Source organism: Acinetobacter ihumii (assembly GCF_900625095.1).
Lineage (GTDB): Bacteria > Pseudomonadota > Gammaproteobacteria > Pseudomonadales > Moraxellaceae > Acinetobacter > Acinetobacter ihumii.
The window spans coordinates 242,952-259,620 of sequence record NZ_LR130760.1; the positions used below are offsets into that span (position 1 = coordinate 242,952).

The 16,669-nt window shown below is 40.4% G+C and carries 18 protein-coding genes; 8 read left to right on the forward strand and 10 right to left on the reverse strand.

The window, feature by feature from the left end:
- Nucleotides 1-109: 109 nt before the first annotated feature.
- The 9 genes from E0D95_RS01130 to E0D95_RS01170 all read right to left on the reverse strand — a co-directional run bounded on the left by E0D95_RS01130 (nt 110) and on the right by E0D95_RS01170 (nt 6,482).
- Nucleotides 110-565 carry a hypothetical protein gene (locus tag E0D95_RS01130; protein ID WP_004990514.1) on the reverse strand — a complete coding sequence of 152 codons (456 nt, stop codon included), beginning with the start codon at nt 563-565 and terminating at the stop codon, nt 110-112.
- 68 nt (nt 566-633) lie between these two features.
- Nucleotides 634-1,206 (reverse strand): HupE/UreJ family protein, encoded by a 573-nt coding sequence (locus tag E0D95_RS01135; protein WP_004990516.1) that lies wholly within the window; start codon nt 1,204-1,206, stop codon nt 634-636.
- 9 nt (nt 1,207-1,215) lie between these two features.
- Nucleotides 1,216-1,830: an urease accessory protein UreG gene (gene ureG, locus E0D95_RS01140; RefSeq protein WP_004990520.1), complete on the reverse strand. Its 615-nt coding sequence runs from the start codon at nt 1,828-1,830 to the stop codon at nt 1,216-1,218.
- Between the two features lie 144 nt (nt 1,831-1,974).
- On the reverse strand, nt 1,975-2,637 hold the full coding sequence (locus tag E0D95_RS01145) for an urease accessory protein UreF (RefSeq protein ID WP_004990523.1): 663 nt from the start codon (nt 2,635-2,637) through the stop codon (nt 1,975-1,977).
- Entirely contained in the window at nt 2,627-3,106 is a 480-nt protein-coding gene (gene ureE / locus E0D95_RS01150) for an urease accessory protein UreE (protein WP_004990525.1), read from the reverse strand. Before ureE ends, E0D95_RS01145 begins: the two co-directional genes overlap by 11 nt.
- A 27-nt stretch (nt 3,107-3,133) precedes the next feature.
- Nucleotides 3,134-4,834, reverse strand: a complete 1,701-nt coding sequence (gene ureC / locus E0D95_RS01155) for an urease subunit alpha (protein WP_130802154.1) — start codon at nt 4,832-4,834, stop codon at nt 3,134-3,136.
- A 30-nt stretch (nt 4,835-4,864) separates the two neighbouring features.
- Nucleotides 4,865-5,173 (reverse strand): urease subunit beta, encoded by a 309-nt coding sequence (locus E0D95_RS15790; protein WP_130802155.1) that lies wholly within the window; start codon nt 5,171-5,173, stop codon nt 4,865-4,867.
- 20 nt (nt 5,174-5,193) lie between these two features.
- Nucleotides 5,194-5,496 (reverse strand): urease subunit gamma, encoded by a 303-nt coding sequence (gene ureA / locus E0D95_RS01165; protein ID WP_004996355.1) that lies wholly within the window; start codon nt 5,494-5,496, stop codon nt 5,194-5,196.
- 110 nt (nt 5,497-5,606) lie between these two features.
- Nucleotides 5,607-6,482: an urease accessory protein UreD gene (locus E0D95_RS01170; RefSeq protein WP_130802156.1), complete on the reverse strand. Its 876-nt coding sequence runs from the start codon at nt 6,480-6,482 to the stop codon at nt 5,607-5,609.
- A 269-nt stretch (nt 6,483-6,751) separates the two neighbouring features.
- On the opposite strand from E0D95_RS01170, the gene E0D95_RS01175 reads away from it, so the two are divergent.
- The 4 genes from E0D95_RS01175 (at nt 6,752) to E0D95_RS01190 (ending at nt 9,761) form a co-directional block, all read left to right on the forward strand.
- On the forward strand, nt 6,752-7,513 hold the full coding sequence (locus E0D95_RS01175; protein WP_130802157.1) for a 3-oxoacyl-ACP reductase: 762 nt from the start codon (nt 6,752-6,754) through the stop codon (nt 7,511-7,513).
- Between the two features lie 128 nt (nt 7,514-7,641).
- The gene (locus E0D95_RS01180) at nt 7,642-7,965 is read left to right on the forward strand and encodes a hypothetical protein (RefSeq protein WP_130802158.1); all 324 of its coding nucleotides are present in this window, start codon (nt 7,642-7,644) and stop codon (nt 7,963-7,965) included.
- Nucleotides 7,966-8,112: 147 nt separating this feature from the next.
- Nucleotides 8,113-8,601: a copper resistance protein NlpE gene (locus E0D95_RS01185; protein WP_130802159.1), complete on the forward strand. Its 489-nt coding sequence runs from the start codon at nt 8,113-8,115 to the stop codon at nt 8,599-8,601.
- Nucleotides 8,602-8,789: 188 nt separating this feature from the next.
- Nucleotides 8,790-9,761, forward strand: a complete 972-nt coding sequence (locus E0D95_RS01190; protein WP_130802160.1) for an NAD(P)H-dependent flavin oxidoreductase — start codon at nt 8,790-8,792, stop codon at nt 9,759-9,761.
- Between the two features lie 77 nt (nt 9,762-9,838).
- Here E0D95_RS01190 and E0D95_RS01195 read toward each other — a convergent pair whose 3' ends face one another.
- A complete protein-coding gene (locus E0D95_RS01195; protein ID WP_431830729.1) occupies nt 9,839-11,437 on the reverse strand; it encodes an isocitrate lyase in 1,599 nt (532 codons plus the stop codon).
- 606 nt (nt 11,438-12,043) lie between these two features.
- On the opposite strand from E0D95_RS01195, the gene E0D95_RS01200 reads away from it, so the two are divergent.
- From E0D95_RS01200 to E0D95_RS01215, 4 genes are all read left to right on the forward strand, one after another.
- Nucleotides 12,044-13,033: a LysR family transcriptional regulator gene (locus E0D95_RS01200; protein ID WP_130802162.1), complete on the forward strand. Its 990-nt coding sequence runs from the start codon at nt 12,044-12,046 to the stop codon at nt 13,031-13,033.
- 127 nt (nt 13,034-13,160) lie between these two features.
- Nucleotides 13,161-14,483 carry a polyamine export protein PaeA gene (locus E0D95_RS01205; protein WP_130802163.1) on the forward strand — a complete coding sequence of 441 codons (1,323 nt, stop codon included), beginning with the start codon at nt 13,161-13,163 and terminating at the stop codon, nt 14,481-14,483.
- Nucleotides 14,484-14,778: 295 nt separating this feature from the next.
- On the forward strand, nt 14,779-15,717 hold the full coding sequence (locus tag E0D95_RS01210; protein ID WP_130802164.1) for an ABC transporter permease: 939 nt from the start codon (nt 14,779-14,781) through the stop codon (nt 15,715-15,717).
- Complete coding sequence (locus E0D95_RS01215) at nt 15,717-16,601, forward strand: ABC transporter ATP-binding protein (protein ID WP_130804813.1); 885 nt, start codon at nt 15,717-15,719, stop codon at nt 16,599-16,601. Before E0D95_RS01210 ends, E0D95_RS01215 begins: the two co-directional genes overlap by 1 nt.
- Nucleotides 16,602-16,669: the final 68 nt, after the last annotated feature.

Here is a 16,669-nt window from a genome sequence, read left to right on the forward strand (position 1 = left end):
TCCAATCAGTCTGCCTGAAACCACATCAATGAATTTGAAGAAAAGACAAGCAATGTATGCTTGTTCGTTATCTCTTCTGTTAAAACGGTAAATAAATTTAACTACAATCTTAAAAAGACCAAATCCAGAAAATACGAATCAATTGACCACGATCATAAGGAAAACTCGAAATATATTCATAACCGATTTTATGATCAGCATTAATTTTATAAGTCATCCCATAACCAAATGAAATGGATAAATCATGGGCACTGATATGCTCTGAGCCAGCATTGATCATTTTATTTTTTAAGGCATCGGTATTATAGGCGGTGTAATTATAAATGTTGATCCGTTCATTCGAATAAAAAGGGTTTTTCAGGATTTCATAATCATTTTCTTCTTGATCGTGCTGCTCAGCTAGATGTTTTTGGATTTGATTCAGATCGGTATTTTCAGGATGATGCTGCTCATCAACAATCTGTTCTGGGTTATTTTTTGCAAAAAAATCATAGGCATAAACATTGGATAAGCATGTGATTCCACCGACGACCAACAACCCCAAAATGATGTACTGAAAACCCATGATCTGATGAAAACAACCAATAAAAAAGGTAGCATACGCTACCTTTAAACTTGAATAAATACAAACGACTAAGTTAAGCCGATCACAGCAACAATCGCAGCCAATCCTGCCATGATCTTACGTCCATAAGGGACATAACGATTGATCAATTCACCCAAGCCAAGTCCTAGCGCATAGAGGATTGCCATACCAGAAATCATGCCTAATACCAATCCGACCACATGACCTTGTGGCGCAAGCTCAACACCATGCGCCATGCCATGAAAACTCGCCATTAATGCCGCAGCTAGGGGTAAAACACGATAGGATTTGCTCCATAACGACACGGCTAACACTATCAGCGAAGCAACAATGCCATATTCAGTCATATTGGCAGGTACAATCTGATTAGCGCCTAAAACAAAACCAACTACCAAGCTTAGGCTTAAACCCAATATCCCCAAGACTCGCCATTGTTTAGCAACTGTCCAGAGCAAAACACCAAAACCAATCGCCATCACCAGATGGTCAAGTCCCGTAAATGGATGAATCAGACCTTCCCAAAAACCCACATGCATCTGATCATGCCCAGGATGTGCCATCACCATCATTGGTAAAAAGCCAAAAACCATAGCTAACACGTGTTTGTTGAATGCGCGCATAGCGCCTCCTTAAGCTTTAAATAAGCCCTGTTTTTCAATAAATTCGATGATCTGATTAAGTCCATCTTCAGTTTTCATATTTGAAAATAAAAATGGTTTTTCACCACGCATACGTTTGGCATCCTGCTCCATCACATCCAGATTTGCCCCGACCATAGGTGCAAGATCGGTCTTGTTAATAATCAGCAAATCAGACTTGGTAATGCCAGGTCCGCCTTTACGTGGAATCTTTTCACCACCACCAACATCAATCACGTATAAAGTCAAATCAGAGAGTTCTGGGCTAAAGGTCGCCGCCAGATTATCGCCACCACTTTCAATGATGATCAATTCCAAACCATCAAACTTTTCACATAAATCATCTATTGCAGCCAGATTAATCGAAGCATCTTCACGAATTGCAGTATGCGGACAGCCACCTGTTTCTACACCCACAATACGGTCTGGAGACATCGCCTCATTGCGGGTTAAAAAGTTTGAGTCTTCCTTGGTATAAATGTCATTGGTCACTACGGCCATATTGTATTTATCACGTAATGCGCGGCACAAATTAAGGGTCAATGCGGTTTTACCTGATCCGACTGGCCCACCGATACCGACACGTAAAGGACTACGTTCTGTCATAATTATTTCCTATTGCTATAACTGGGTTAAATTTTTTGGGAGAACATCTTAGATTTCTTTCATTGGGCCTTCTTAATTCTCAGTGAGGAAGAAAATAAAGAAAGTCCAAATAATGATGAAAAACCTATCTAAGATCCCCCACATTTATGATCTAAATAATCTGGAATACTGCGTTTCATGTTGCATACTCAACATGGCATAACGTGGTAAAGCACTGCTGAGTTCATCATCCTGTAATGCCAAAGCCTGCTCAACTGCCTGTGGTACAAGGCTATGCAAATGCCATAAAATGCGCTGTCCACTCATCTGCCCCAAAGGCACAGTTTTTACCGCTGCCAACACCTGATTTTCCAGTACACTAAAGCTATATGCAGTCAAAACATCCGCTTTATTTAAACCTAACCGACCACAGAGTTGTGCATACACAGGAACAAAACCGAATTGCTTTTTCACCTCAACGGGCATTTTCAGGACATCTTTAATCCATGCATTTAAGGAGAATGCCAACTGCTGTGATTCGGCTAAAAGCTCTTTGCTTTCACGACTGGCTTTATATAAATTTGCCCAGTGTAAAAATTGCGCATCATCTGCATAAGATTGCACCAGTCGCTTAAGTACAGGCAGTTCAAATCTAACTAGCAGCATTTCCAGCACTTCTTCAAAATAAGCCATACAGCTTGCTTCATTCTGGATCAGCCCAGTTTCAATCGCTGTTTCTACTCCCTGAGAATAACAATAGGCACCCACAGGTAAAGCCGTTGAGGATAAAGTCAACAGTTTGAGTAATTGCGCTGCATTAATGGACATGATGCAAGGACTTAATTGGGCTTAAACGATGATCATGGGCATGTTGTGCATATGCACCACTTTCAGGTTCAAACGCATGTTCGACCAGTTTTACATGCAAGCCTAAGCCTTCGACCATTTCTGCCAGTACATGATCAGGTTCAAAATACAGCGCATAAGGAGTAAGCATTAATGGCACATGGCGGTTACCCAAATGATAAGCCGCTTTAAGCAATTCAAAATCAGTCTTGGCAGTCACTTGCATCAGTTGTTCAGGTTTAGCATCAACACGCAACACCTCACCCTCATTGGTGGCAATAAAAGAGCCACTACGTAAAATGCCAGTACGTGGCAAATCCGCACCAATATCAGTGCCGTTGCTTAAAGTGGCACGAAAGCGTGATTTTTGACGTGTATCAAAGCTCAGTTCAACCGTTTCAAAGGCTTGATCTGATGCAATTTCATCAAGACGCTGGGTGTAGATTTTCATACAATTCCTCGTACTTATTTTTAATCATCAAAACAAGAAATAACGTTGTGCCATTGGCAATACATCCGCAGGTTCACAGGTCAATAGTTCACCATCGGCACGTACCTCATAGGTTTCAGGATGTACATCCATCACGGGGCAATACGTATTATGCTTCATATCCGCTTTGGTGATATTACGAGTATTTTTACAGGGGCTAATCAATTTCTTCAGTTTTAACTTTTCAGCCACACCATTTTCAATAGCAACTTGTGATAAAAAAGTAATACAGGTGTTATGCACGCCACGCGGATAAGCACCAAACATCGGACGATAATGCACAGGCTGCGGCGTTGGAATCGAGGCATTGATGTCGCCCATCGGTGCTGCTGCAATCATGCCACCTTTAATAATCATGGACGGTTTTACCCCAAAGAAAGCGGGTTTCCACAACACTAAATCTGCCAGTTTCCCTTCTTCCACCGAACCGATTTCATGACTTAAGCCATGCGTAATCGCAGGATTAATCGTATATTTGGCAATATAGCGTTTCACCCGATTGTTATCATGCGTGGCATTATCGCCCTCTAAAGCACCGCGTTGAATTTTCATCTTATGCGCAGTTTGCCAAGTCCGAATAATCACCTCACCGACACGCCCCATCGCTTGCGAATCAGAAGACATCATCGCAATTGCACCCAAATCCTGCAAAATATCTTCCGCAGCAATGGTTTCTCGTCGGATACGACTTTCTGCAAATGCTACGTCTTCGGCAATTGCTGGATCCAGATGGTGACAGACCATCAGCATATCCAGATGCTCATCAATGGTATTGATGGTATATGGTCGAGTCGGATTGGTAGACGATGGCAAGACATTGGCTTGACCAATCGCTTTTAAAATATCGGGTGCATGTCCACCACCTGCACCTTCAGTATGATAGGTGTGAATGGTACGATTTTTAAAAGCAGCCAGTGTTTCTTCCAAAAAACCACTTTCATTTAAAGTATCGGTATGAATCGCCACTTGCACATCAAATTCATCAGCGACAGTAAGGCAGTTATCAATCGCAGCGGGTGTTGAACCCCAATCTTCATGCAGTTTAAGCCCGACCACACCGGCTTTGATTTGCTCACGAATCGGATCAGGTAAACTTAAATTGCCTTTCCCAAGCAAACCAATGTTCATCGGTAAATCATCAATCGCTTGCAGCATCGTAGCAATATGCCAAGGTCCGGGCGTCACGGTCGTTGCTGATGTTCCTGCGGCAGGGCCAGTTCCGCCACCAACCATAGTAGTCACACCAGACATCAGCGCGGTTTCAACCTGTTGTGGGCAAATCCAATGAATGTGAGTATCAATCCCGCCAGCAGTCAAAATCTGTCCTTCACCTGCAATGACTTCTGTCGCTGCGCCAAGTGGAATGATGATATCTGGCTGAATATCAGGGTTACCTGCTTTACCAATTTTCCAGATTCGACCATTTTTAAGCCCGACATCCGCTTTGACAATGCCCCACCAATCCACAATCAAGGCATTGGTAATCACAGTATCAGCGACTTCATCTGCCAAGAGTTGTGACTGCCCCATACCATCACGGATGACTTTGCCACCACCAAATTTAACTTCTTCACCGTAAGTCGTGAGGTCTTGTTCAACTTCAATAAACAGCTCGGTATCGGCTAAACGAACGCGATCCCCTACCGTTGGCCCAAACATTTCAGCGTATGCACGACGCGACATTTTCATAACAAATGACCTTCTAATCTATTTTATTTCTTAATCCAATGCACCCATGACACGCCCTGCAAAACCATACACTTCTCGTTTGCCCGCCAATGCCACTAATTCAACGTCACGGCTTTGCCCTGGCTCAAAACGTACTGCTGTTCCTGCTGCGATATTTAAGCGATAGCCTTTAGTTTGCTCACGATCAAATTGCAACGCATCGTTGGCTTCGGCAAAATGAAAATGTGAACCGACCTGAATTGGACGGTCACCTATATTCGCCACACTGACTTTTAGCGTTTCACGTCCGACATTCAGTTCAATGTCACTGTCAGGCGTAATGACTTCACCGGGAATCATGTTGTTCTCCTTCTTTATTGTTATACGATGGGTTGATGAACCGTGACCAGCTTTGAACCATCAGGAAAAGTTGCTTCAACTTGTACCTCTGCGATCATCTCAGGTACACCATCCATCACGTCATTCTTAGTCAATAATGTCGTACCATAATGCATGAGTTCCGCCACACTCATGCCATCACGTGCACCTTCAAGCAAAGCTGCCGAAATAAAAGCCACAGCTTCTGGATAATTTAATTTTAAACCACGTGCTTTGCGTCGCTCTGCCACTAATCCAGCAGTAAAAATCAGCATTTTGTCTTTTTCGGTCGGATTAAGTTCCATGAGTCATTCCTCATCTTCATGATTCAGTTTAAGCAAAATATATGCACAATTCCGCATGTGTAGGTTCATATGTGCGCTAAGTAAAATGCCTTATTCAATACAGCGTATATTTAAGTTCGCCAGATACGTGGAAATTCTTCGTCCAGATCAAACCAATAACGACGCAAGCGTGCTCGAATTGCAGCAAAAGCATCGTGACAAATACGCACATCATCACCCAAAAAACGCGCACACACGACATCTTCCAATAAAGTCAAGGTGACTGGTACATTCATACGCATCATTAACTCACGAATCAATTCAATATGTTGCTCTAAATACAAAGAGGCACGAAATTTTTCAGGCGCTACTGCCCACAAACTCCCCATGACGGCATGGCCATTCATCCCCAGACACGATGACAGCCAACGATCCTGACCTTTAAAACGCAGTGTATCTGCCACTAAAAGCTTATGTTCACGATAGAGTTTAAACTGGTTGGCATAGGCTCCGTTTTGAAAGGTTTCGGCGCGTGCCTGTCGACCTATTACCAGCATATCCCATCCAATAAAACTGGCACTTTGATCCAAATGCATACTGGTTTCTGAATGTGCATTTGCGCCATCAAACAACATGGTTTCTTGGGGAAGCCATTCTAAGCTTGAATGATCTTTTACTTGTAAATGAATATGCTGAAATGCCTGTTTCCCATTGGTTTTATACCATTTGCCTGCGCCGGGAGTGGTCACAACTGCATGAGCATTTTGCTGACTCATAATTTGAAAAGTCAGATGATCCCCCCCTGCAATTCCAGCTGGTGGGTGCACAATAATGGCATGGCAAACTCCTGTTTTTTCAGGCCATAGCATTTTTTGCACCCGAACAGGACCATAATGTCTTCGATGATTCATAATGGTGCGATCACCATCATGTTGAAATCCTAGCTCTAATTCGGCATACCACAAAGCCTTAGACCTTTGGGTGGTAAAGTCTTGTGGTTGATTCATTACATTCCTTTTATAACTAAATACAGTGGTATTTTATAAAGCAAAAATTGCACCAATATCTTGCAAATTATGCTTTTTCAAATCATTTGTTCTATTTATCACCGATCCTAAGGCAATAAATTTGTTTCATCAGTGCTTTTTATTTCTCTTGTGGCTAAAAATAAAGAGGGTCTAAACAGTGATAAAACAATCCCAATATTAATTTGATTTCAATCTAGGTTTTTCCTAATCTTGACTTTATCTTTATAGCATTTAAAAAGCGATTCTACATGCAAATTCAAGAGCAAATTGTGCTGGTTACTGGTGGTGCACGTGGTCTAGGTTTGGCAATTTCACAGGCATTACTCGAACAAGGTGCGCGTGTTGTGGTCAACTATCTAAATAGCCAGACTGCCGCAGAACATTTAAAACAGCAATTTCCAAGTCAAGTTTTTATTTATCAAGCAGATGTCACACAAACTGATCAGGTTATCGAGATGTTTAAGGCTGCCAATAATCATTTTGGAAATGCCATTACTTCTGTGGTCAATAACGCATTAGTTCATTTTGAATTCAATGGTGATGCTCGTCCGCATATTGCAAACCTAAGCTGGAACACTATGCAACAACAATTTGAAGGTGCGGTTAAAGCTGCAATAAATACGCTGCAAGCAGGTCTTGAGGATATGAAAGCAGCGAAGTTTGGACGAATCGTGAATATAGGCACCAATCTGGCACAAAACCCTGTGGTGCCTTATCATGACTATACAGCAGCCAAAGCAGCACTATTGGTCTTTACTCGTACCAGTGCCCATGAGCTTGGTGAATATGGTATTAATATCAATATGCTTTCAGGCGGTTTACTCCAAACTACAGATGCCAGTAAGGCAACCCCTGAGGCTGTTTTTGATTTAATTGCAGCATCAACACCTTTGAGACGTACCACCACCCCACAAGAATTTGCCGATGCGGTTTTGCTTTTTTTATCACCATGGTCGCGTGCTATTACAGGTCAAAATTTAATGGTAGATGGTGGCTTGGTCAAAAATTAAGACTTTATCCCTCGAATGAAAAAACGCTTAATTAGCCAAAAATTAAGCATTTTTTTCAAATACGCCATCTTTTTTATCTTGAAATTCTTATAAAATATGCTCCATCTTTTATCTTCACTTCATTGCTTATGAAATTTTTCTTTATGATGGCAAGTTGCAGCTTAATGTTTGGCTGCGCCTTAGGAAATTCGAGTGAAGTTAAACGTGCAGAAAAAATGCTTGAACATTTTCAATGCAAGAATATTGAAGTTCATGATATGCCTCGAAGTAGTATTAACACGTTTCATCAGCAATCTTTAGCAGTGAGTAAAGAAAAAGCCAGTACCTATATTGAGCAATATAAACACGGGGAAACACTGTTTGATATGCCATTGGATCAGGTCGTAGAACAACAATATCAATTGTATAAATCGGCTTGTCAGTCCTTAGGGGGAGTTACATCTGATGACTAATGGTCAATTTGTTAAAAATGATCCTACACTACCGATTTAATACTTTAAAAATGATTGTTTTCAAATTGCTTACATATCCATACTATTTTTAGTACTTATATTTTTATAGTCTAAGTTTTGCTTTAAAAATACTTGGAAAAAATCAATATGAAAAAATCACTTCTGGCGATTGCAATCGTAAGTACCTTATTAGTAGCGTGTTCAAAAAAAGAAAATCAAAATGAAACAACGGTTCCGGCGGATCAAAATACGGTCGCATCTGCTCCTGCTGAAACTGCAACCGCAGTTGATACTGCACATACTGCTGAAAATTCATTGGATTGGGCGGGTGAATATAAAGGTAAACTCCCTTGTGCTGATTGCGAAGGCATCCAAACAGAGCTTGAACTTCACGATAATAAAACCTTTGAATTGAAAGAGACTTATATGGGTTCAAAAAGTGATGGTAAACCAGTGGAGACCAAAGGTAGTTTTAGCTTCGATAATAGCAAACCATCCGTGATTATCTTGGATACTCAACCTGATAAACGTCAATTCTTTATTGGTGAAAATACGGCAACTGCATTAGATATGGAAGGTAATAAGATCGAAGGTGCAATGGCTGATCTTTATGTTCTGAAAAAAGAAAGTCATTAAAACCGCTCGTATATTAAAAACTCATATATTTAAAAATATTACATACCAATCCTCAGGGATTGGTATTTTTAAAAATACCGCATAACGGAATAAAATTTCTAAAAAACTAATTTTAACTACAAAAAATAAAACTCTATAGTAAAATCAGACGACCATTTAAACCTAATAATGAATAAGGATCGTTTGCCATGAAAACGCGTGTAACAGAATTACTGGGTATTGAATATCCGATTGTTCAAGGAGGAATGATGTGGGTAGGTCGTGCAGAATTGGCGAGCGCCGTTTCCAATGCCGGGGGCTTAGGTATATTGACGGCACTGACACAACCAACACCAGAAGATCTAGTCAAGGAAATTCAGCGATGTCGTGATATGACAGACAAACCTTTTGCGGTGAATCTCACCTTTTTACCCGCGATTAATCCCCCACCCTATGCCGAATATCGTCAGGCAATTATTGAAAGTGGTATTAAAATTGTCGAAACTGCAGGCAATAAACCGCACGAACACATTGAAGATTTAAAAAAGCATAATATTACCGTGTTACATAAATGTACGTCGGTACGTCATGCCCTGTCTGCTGAGCGCATGGGTGCAGATATCATTTCAATAGATGGTTTTGAATGCGCTGGACACCCAGGTGAAGATGATATTCCCGGTTTAATCTTAATTCCTGCCGCAGCAGATCAAGTCAAGATTCCACTCATTGCCAGTGGCGGTTTTGCTGATGGTCGCGGTTTAGTGGCAGCGTTAGCACTAGGGGCAGAAGGCATCAATATGGGAACTCGTTTTTGTATGACGCAAGAAGCACCCATTCATGAAAAAATTAAGCAGTATTATTTAAATCAGGATGAACGTTCGACCAATTTAATTTTTAGAAATTTTCGTAACACCACTCGGGTGGCTAAAAATAGTGTTTCGGATTTGGTGGTTGAACTCGGTAAAAAACCTGATATTCAGTTCGAAGAAATTCGTCCTTATGTGGCTGGTGCAAAAGGTCGTGTAGCCTTAGAAACAGGCGATGTCGATGCAGGTTTACTTTCTGCTGGACAAGTTTTAGGGTTGATTCATGACATTCCAACATGTAATAGCTTAATTCAAAATATTATGACTGAAGCACAACAGATCATTCAGCAACGCTTGAGTCGCTTCATGCTTTAATTTTATTTAATGATTAAAGACATTTGTTCGAATCAAAAAAAACCCTGCTTGCGCAGGGTTTTTCAAAACCATTCGTCTTAGTGAGCGAATTGGTTCATGGTGTTTTTGCTTGCGTCACCCGCTTTAAGCGCTTGTTCACCAGCAAAGATTTCTTTATGGTCATCACCGATGTCAGAACCAGCCATTGCTTGGTGTTTAACACATGCGATACCACCGCGGATTTCTTTACGTTGTACGCCAGCAACATAAGCCAACATACCTTCTTCACCGAAGTAACCTTTAGCAAGCTCATGTGTAGAAAGAGCAGCAGTGTGGTAAGTCGGAAGTGTGATCAAGTGGTGGAACACACCTGCTTCACGTGCAGCATCAGCTTGGAAAGTACGGATTTTTTCATCAGCATCAGCAGCTAATTCAGAGTTATCGTACTCAGCGCTCATTAATTTAGCGCGGTCATAAGCTGAAACGTCTTTACCTTCAGCAGCCCAACGATCATACGCCTGTTGACGGAAGTTTAACGTCCAGTTGAATGATGGTGAGTTGTTATAAACAAGTTTTGCATTTGGAACTTGTTTTTTGATGTCATTTACGAAACCAGCAATACCAGCAACGTCTGGAGTTGGAGTTTCGATCCAGATCATGTCCGCACCGTTTTGAAGGCTTGTTACACAGTCAAGTACAACGCGGTCGTGTTGAGTACCTTCACGGAACTGATAAAGACCAGAAGCTAAACGAGTTGGACGGTGTAATTTGCCATCACGTTTGATTAGGATTTCGTCTTCTTGAGCATCAGCGATATCAATTTCTTGAGTATCTAAGTAGCTGATGTATTGAGAAGCCAAGTCACCTTTCTCTTTAGATACAGGGATCTTTTGAGTCAAGTCTGCGCCTTCAGAGTCAGTACGTGCAACGATCACACCTTCGTCAACACCAAGCTCAAGGAATGCATAACGTACAGCATTGATTTTTGCAAGGAAGTCTTCGTGCGGAACTGTTACTTTACCCGCTTGGTGACCACATTGTTTCGCGTCAGAAACTTGGTTTTCGATTTGGATTGCACAAGCACCCGCTTCGATCATTTGTTTAGTCAACAAATAAGTTGCTTCTTCGTTACCAAAACCAGCATCGATGTCGGCAATGATTGGCACAACGTGAGTTTCGAAGTTATCGATAGATGCTTCGATTTCTTTCACTTTTGCAGAATCACCAGCCGCTTCCGCTTTTTGTAATGCACGGAACAAATCGTTTAATTCTTTTGCGTCAGCTTGACGTAAGAATGTATAGATTTCAGCGATTAATTTAGGCACAGCAGTTTTTTCGTGCATAGATTGGTCAGGAAGTGGACCAAATTCTGAACGAAGTGCAGCAACCATCCAACCAGAAAGGTAGATATAACGCTTGTTGGTTGTGCCGAAATATTTTTTGTTCGCAATCATTTTTTGTTGCGCGATGAAACCATGCCAGCAACCTAAAGATTGAGTATAGCTGCTTGAGTCAGCATCATATTCAGCCATATCTTTACGCATGATAGCAGCTGTATATTTAGCGATGTCCAAACCTGTATGGAAACGGTTTTGAACGATCATGCGAGCAGCGTCTTCAGGACGGATTGCATCCCATGTGCCACCTAATTTATTTTTTACGGCACGTACGTGCTCAAGAGCTGATTGATATGTCATGATATATTCCTTTTTAGGATTTCATCGAAAAGATGTCATGCTGAACTGTCATGTTTATTTGACTCGACTAAAATTCAGCCACTTCATCAATATGCACACAGCTTAGTCTGAGTCAAAAAATTAATCCAATATCCTCGATTAATTTTCGGTATTTTTTTAAAAAATATATAGATTAAAGTCGTATTATAATTATATGTCAAAATATTAATTATTTGATTTTAATCAATTAAAAATTTATTCAAGATTAGTGAAATTGTTTAATTTGAACAAATGAAGTGGCTTTTTGATCTATTCGACTTGAGTCTTAATGCAAATTTATTCATCACCTGCACTGTGTAAATAGTCAAAACTTGCCAATGCAAGCGCGGATACCACTTAATATAATGACAAATTAGAAATGCCTATATTTGATCAAATCAATTTTTCAACGCATTTATCAGAACTGTTACAGAATTTTTGATTGTTATTTTTCAATCATTCTTCATCATGTTCAGTTTAAATTAGAGGTTTAGAACTGCTGTTTTTTTCAGCGGATTTTCACACAAATCTATTTAAGTATGGCATAATTAACCACAATTTCATGATTTTATTTTCGGTATTTTTTTTATGAATCTGGAGCGGGTCGATCTTAATCTCTTAATTTATCTTGATGTACTGCTTCGCGAAAAAAATGTCACTCGTGCTGCTGAACAATTAGGTGTTACTCAACCCGCTATGAGTAATATTTTGCGTAGGCTTCGCAATTTATTCAATGATCCACTTCTCATTCGTTCATCAGAAGGTATGACTCCGACCGAACGTGCGCTTGAACTCCAGCCGCGTATTCGTGATGCCCTTTCTGATCTTTCCATGATTTTAGAGCCACGTACTGAGTTTCGTCCGTATACCAGTAATCGTGTGTTTCGGATTATGACCTCAGATTATGCTGAAGCTACTCTTGTTCCCCGTTTAGTCAAGGCTTTACGTTCTGAAGCACCGAATGTTGTATTAGACTTTCTTACCCCAAGTGATGTGTCTTATCGTGACATGGAACAAGGTAAAGTCGATCTTGCGATTAATCGTTTTAACGAAATCCCGCAAAGTTTCCATCAGGTTCTTGTATGGCGTGATAGTTTTAGTTGCTTACTCAATGACAAACATCCTGCTGGCCAACATCTAAACCTGAAAAACTATTTGGATGCACAACACATTTGGGTGTCAAAAACAGGCATGGGTGTTGGTTTTGGCATTAACCCTGATAAACAGGCAGGTTTAGGCTGGATTGATCAAGCTTTGGAACGAATTGGTCAAAAGCGTAAAATCTCTGTGTTTACTCGTCATTATCAAATGCCAGCTTTGTTGGCTCAAAATGTGGATTTGGTTGCTACCCTGCCGACACGTATGGCTCGTTTACAAGCTAGTAATCCCAAATTATTAATTAAAGATCCTCCATTTTATATTCCAGAGTTTGAACTCAAAATGGCATGGTGTCCTTTATTACATCATCACCCTGCTCATCGCTGGTTACGCCAACTGATTTTATTTGTGGCGAGACAGATGATTGAAGAAGAAAATCGTGAGTTTTTAACAAATAATTCGCAGTTTTCGCATTATTAAAATAAATTTTTGTTAAATTCTTCAGTTTTCAAGCTTATACTCATTTTTGTATGCAGGTAGTTTAGACTACCTCATGCTTTTTGTTGTGCGACCACTTTCTCATAATAACGAATATTACAGGTGAACTGTGAGCCTCTTTCAGAACGTCATCATTATTGCCATGCTGATTGTCGCTGCGGGTTTTTTATCTTTGACTGAAATTGCGCTGGCTGGTGCGCGTAAAGTAAAGCTTAAAATTCTAGCTGAGTCAGGTGATGAACGTGCCCAGAAGGTCCTCGACCTTCAACATCAATCGGCAGATTTTTTTGCTGCGTCTCAAATTGGACTGAATGCTGTCGCGATTTTAGGCGGTATTTTAGGTGAAGCAGCATTTCGCCCCTTTTTTGTCGAACTGGTCCATCGCTTTTATGATGGTCCTTGGACACAAACCATTGGTTTCGTACTCTCATTTACCTTTGTGACTTCACTCTTTATTTTATTTGCCGATCTGATGCCGAAGCGTCTGGCCATGATTGCACCTGAAAAAATTGCAGTTTCGGTGATTAATCCGATTCAAATTTTTATTAAAATCTGTAAGCCATTGGCATGGATCATTAACGCGATTGCCAATTTGTTGTTTCGCTTATTTAAAGTGAATACCACACGTGATGACAATATTACCTTCGATGATATTTCAGCCGTGATGGAGGCAGGTGCTCAAGCAGGTGTGTTACAAAAACAGGAACATCATTTTATTGAAAACGTGTTTGAGCTTGAAGAACGTACAGTTCCTTCAAGCATGACCACACGTGAAAACATCGTGTACTTTACCATTAATGAATCTGATGAAAGTATTCGTCTAAAACTGGCAGAATATCCTTACTCTAAGTTTTTAGTCTGTAATGAAAATATTGATCAGGTCATTGGTTATGTCGATGCCAAAGATATTCTGGTACGGATTTTAAATAGTCAGTCTTTAATTCAGCTCAAAGAAAATACCATTCGAACTGTGTTGACTATTCCTGACACGCTGACACTTTCTGAGGTACTGGATCGTTTTCGTTCAACCAAAGAAAAATTTGCCGTGGTGATTAATGAATATGCCTTAGTCGTTGGTGTCATTACCTTGAGCGATATTATGATTACCGTGATGGGTGATTGGGTTACGCCTATTGAAGAAGACCAACAGATTATTAAACGGGATAATAATTCGTGGTTGATTGATGGAAGTACCCCGATTGAAGATCTGAAGCATGCGCTTGAAATTGATGAAATGCCCGATGAAGAAAACTACGAAACTCTTGCTGGATTTATGATGTATCAATTGCGTAAAATTCCACGTCCTGCCGATACCGTTGAGTTTTCTGGTTTTAAATTTGAAGTGGTCGATGTCGATCATTATAAAATTGACCAGTTATTGGTGACCCGAATTCTGGAAAAACTCGAAGATCAAAACTTAATTGAAAACTAATTTACGCGAAACAAACACTAGGTTTATTTTTGACTCCATGATTTTGCGCTTTAACTAAGCACATTGTTTATAGTTTGCTCTAAAATTTGGCAGGACATTAAAATCCTGCTTCTTTTTTTATTCAAATAATGACTAAGAATAATTACAAAATTAATAGCCTCTAATTTAATAATTAAAAATCAAACACATAAATCATTTTTTTATAAAAATACCCACTTGTTCTGAATTTGGCATTTATATTGCTTAATCTTAAGTATTACTTTTTTTAGTTTCTGTAATACTAAGGCGAGATGAGATGAATGCACCTCTTTCCAGAAGAAAAAAATTACTCTTGGGTGTGGGTTCTTTCCTGATTCCCATATTGATCTGGTGCTGTGTCAGTTATTTGCCTTTTATCTGGCATCCACAGGTACAAATCACTGACTCAGGAAGTGTTTCATATTTACAAGTGGGAAGTCGAATTGATAAACAATTTTTTTATCAGGAGGCTCAAAATGCAGTGAATCAAAATCAGCAGCCACCCCAAGGGAAACTGGTCAATCCTATCTATTTACCTGCCCCGCATGAAGTGGCGAAAGCTTTAGTGACTTCTTTTACGACACCACCTGCTCAACCTGACAGTCCATGGTTGCATCAGAGCTTATGGCACAGTATTAAAATTGTTTTTACCGCTTTTTTTATCTCGTCATTGATTGGTATTCCACTGGGTATTTTGTGTGGTTTCTCTCCGATAATTTCCAGACTGACTGAACCTTTTGTGGAGTTTTTTCGGTATTTGCCTGCGCCTGCATTTGGTGCATTGGTCGTTGCTATTTTAGGTATAAATGACGCACCCAAAATCGCGATTATCGTGATTGGTACTTTATTTCAACAAATTCTGATTATTGCCAATACCACTCGCATGGTCGATCGTGGTTTGATCGAAGCGGGCTATACCTTAGGCACTAACAAATTTAAAAGCCTGATGCATGTGGTGATTCCAGCTGCTTTGCCCGATATTTATCGTGATTTAAGAGTGTTACTGGGTTGGGCATGGACCTATTTGATTGTCTCAGAATTAATCGGTACAACCTCTGGCATTACATGGTTTATTACTCAACAAGCGCGCTATCAAAACTTTGACAATGTGTATGCAGCAATTTTGATCATTGGGGTGATTGGTTTATTAACCGATGTCATTTTAATGAAAATTGGACAACATTTATTTAAATGGAAAACAGGAGCAAGAGCATGATGACAACTGAAAGCTTCGATGCGGATCGTTATTTTCAAGACTTGTATCAACGTCCTGTGATTCTGGAGACTCAAGATCTTTGTCAAAACTTCCAACATGGAAAAATGACAAGAACGGTGCTTGATCATATTAATTTACAGATTCATAAACGCGAATTCGTCTGTGTGATCGGGCCGTCTGGCTGTGGTAAATCGACTTTAAGTCGTATCGTTGCCGGACTGGATGACTATAGCAGCGGTCAAGTTTTAGTGGATGGTGAACGTGTCGAGGGGCCTTGCCCCGAACGAGGTATGGTGTTTCAGGGCTATACTCTATTTCCGTGGAAAACCGTGAAAGAAAATGTCATGTTTGGGCCATTAATGCGTGGTGCAAGTCGAGCTGCCGCGGAGTCAGCTGCACGTGAATGGATTAACATTATTGGTTTGGAAAAATATGAGAATCAATGCCCGCATCAGCTTTCTGGCGGTATGAAACAACGTGTAGCAATTGCCCGTGCATTGGTGAATGAACCTAAAATGCTGTTAATGGATGAACCTTTTGGTGCACTTGATCCCTATACTCGTCAAAAAATGCAAAAACATTTAATGGATTTATGGCAAAACATTAATATTACGATTTTATTTGTCACGCACGATATGGATGAGGCCATTTTATTGGCTGATCGAATTGTGGTATTGAAAGCCAATCCAGGTGAAGTCAGGGAAATCATTGAAGTTCGTCTGCCGCGTCCACGGACTCCTGAACTGATGAACACGCCAGAATTTAAACAGTTACGGGCACATGTCGATGAACTGGTACATGCACAGGAAGAAGAACATGTTGATCCAGCCTTACAGAATTTACCTGAGATTCCACGTATGACTCAGGTCAGCCATCAAAAATAATCGCAATGCCGTTGGGACGACCTGACGTGCAATAACTTCTTTGCTGGACGACCAGCTATCCGGAGTAA

What these genes read in the sequence shown, in the direction of transcription:
- E0D95_RS01135 (WP_004990516.1), bottom strand. Translation starts at nt 1,206, where the DNA reads ATGCGCGCATTCAACAAACACGTGTTAGCTATGGTTTTTGGCTTTTTA.
- E0D95_RS15790 (WP_130802155.1), bottom strand. Translation starts at nt 5,173, where the DNA reads ATGATTCCCGGTGAAGTCATTACGCCTGACAGTGACATTGAACTGAAT.
- E0D95_RS01185 (WP_130802159.1), top strand. Translation starts at nt 8,113, where the DNA reads ATGAAAAAATCACTTCTGGCGATTGCAATCGTAAGTACCTTATTAGTA.
- ureA (WP_004996355.1), bottom strand. Translation starts at nt 5,496, where the DNA reads ATGGAACTTAATCCGACCGAAAAAGACAAAATGCTGATTTTTACTGCT.
- E0D95_RS01215 (WP_130804813.1), top strand. Translation starts at nt 15,717, where the DNA reads ATGACAACTGAAAGCTTCGATGCGGATCGTTATTTTCAAGACTTGTAT.
- E0D95_RS01210 (WP_130802164.1), top strand. Translation starts at nt 14,779, where the DNA reads ATGAATGCACCTCTTTCCAGAAGAAAAAAATTACTCTTGGGTGTGGGT.
- E0D95_RS01200 (WP_130802162.1), top strand. Translation starts at nt 12,044, where the DNA reads ATGAATCTGGAGCGGGTCGATCTTAATCTCTTAATTTATCTTGATGTA.
- E0D95_RS01145 (WP_004990523.1), bottom strand. Translation starts at nt 2,637, where the DNA reads ATGTCCATTAATGCAGCGCAATTACTCAAACTGTTGACTTTATCCTCA.
- E0D95_RS01170 (WP_130802156.1), bottom strand. Translation starts at nt 6,482, where the DNA reads ATGAATCAACCACAAGACTTTACCACCCAAAGGTCTAAGGCTTTGTGG.
- ureG (WP_004990520.1), bottom strand. Translation starts at nt 1,830, where the DNA reads ATGACAGAACGTAGTCCTTTACGTGTCGGTATCGGTGGGCCAGTCGGA.
- ureE (WP_004990525.1), bottom strand. Translation starts at nt 3,106, where the DNA reads ATGAAAATCTACACCCAGCGTCTTGATGAAATTGCATCAGATCAAGCC.
- E0D95_RS01180 (WP_130802158.1), top strand. Translation starts at nt 7,642, where the DNA reads ATGAAATTTTTCTTTATGATGGCAAGTTGCAGCTTAATGTTTGGCTGC.
- E0D95_RS01190 (WP_130802160.1), top strand. Translation starts at nt 8,790, where the DNA reads ATGAAAACGCGTGTAACAGAATTACTGGGTATTGAATATCCGATTGTT.
- ureC (WP_130802154.1), bottom strand. Translation starts at nt 4,834, where the DNA reads ATGAAAATGTCGCGTCGTGCATACGCTGAAATGTTTGGGCCAACGGTA.
- E0D95_RS01130 (WP_004990514.1), bottom strand. Translation starts at nt 565, where the DNA reads ATGGGTTTTCAGTACATCATTTTGGGGTTGTTGGTCGTCGGTGGAATC.
- E0D95_RS01175 (WP_130802157.1), top strand. Translation starts at nt 6,752, where the DNA reads ATGCAAATTCAAGAGCAAATTGTGCTGGTTACTGGTGGTGCACGTGGT.
- E0D95_RS01195 (WP_431830729.1), bottom strand. Translation starts at nt 11,437, where the DNA reads ATGACATATCAATCAGCTCTTGAGCACGTACGTGCCGTAAAAAATAAA.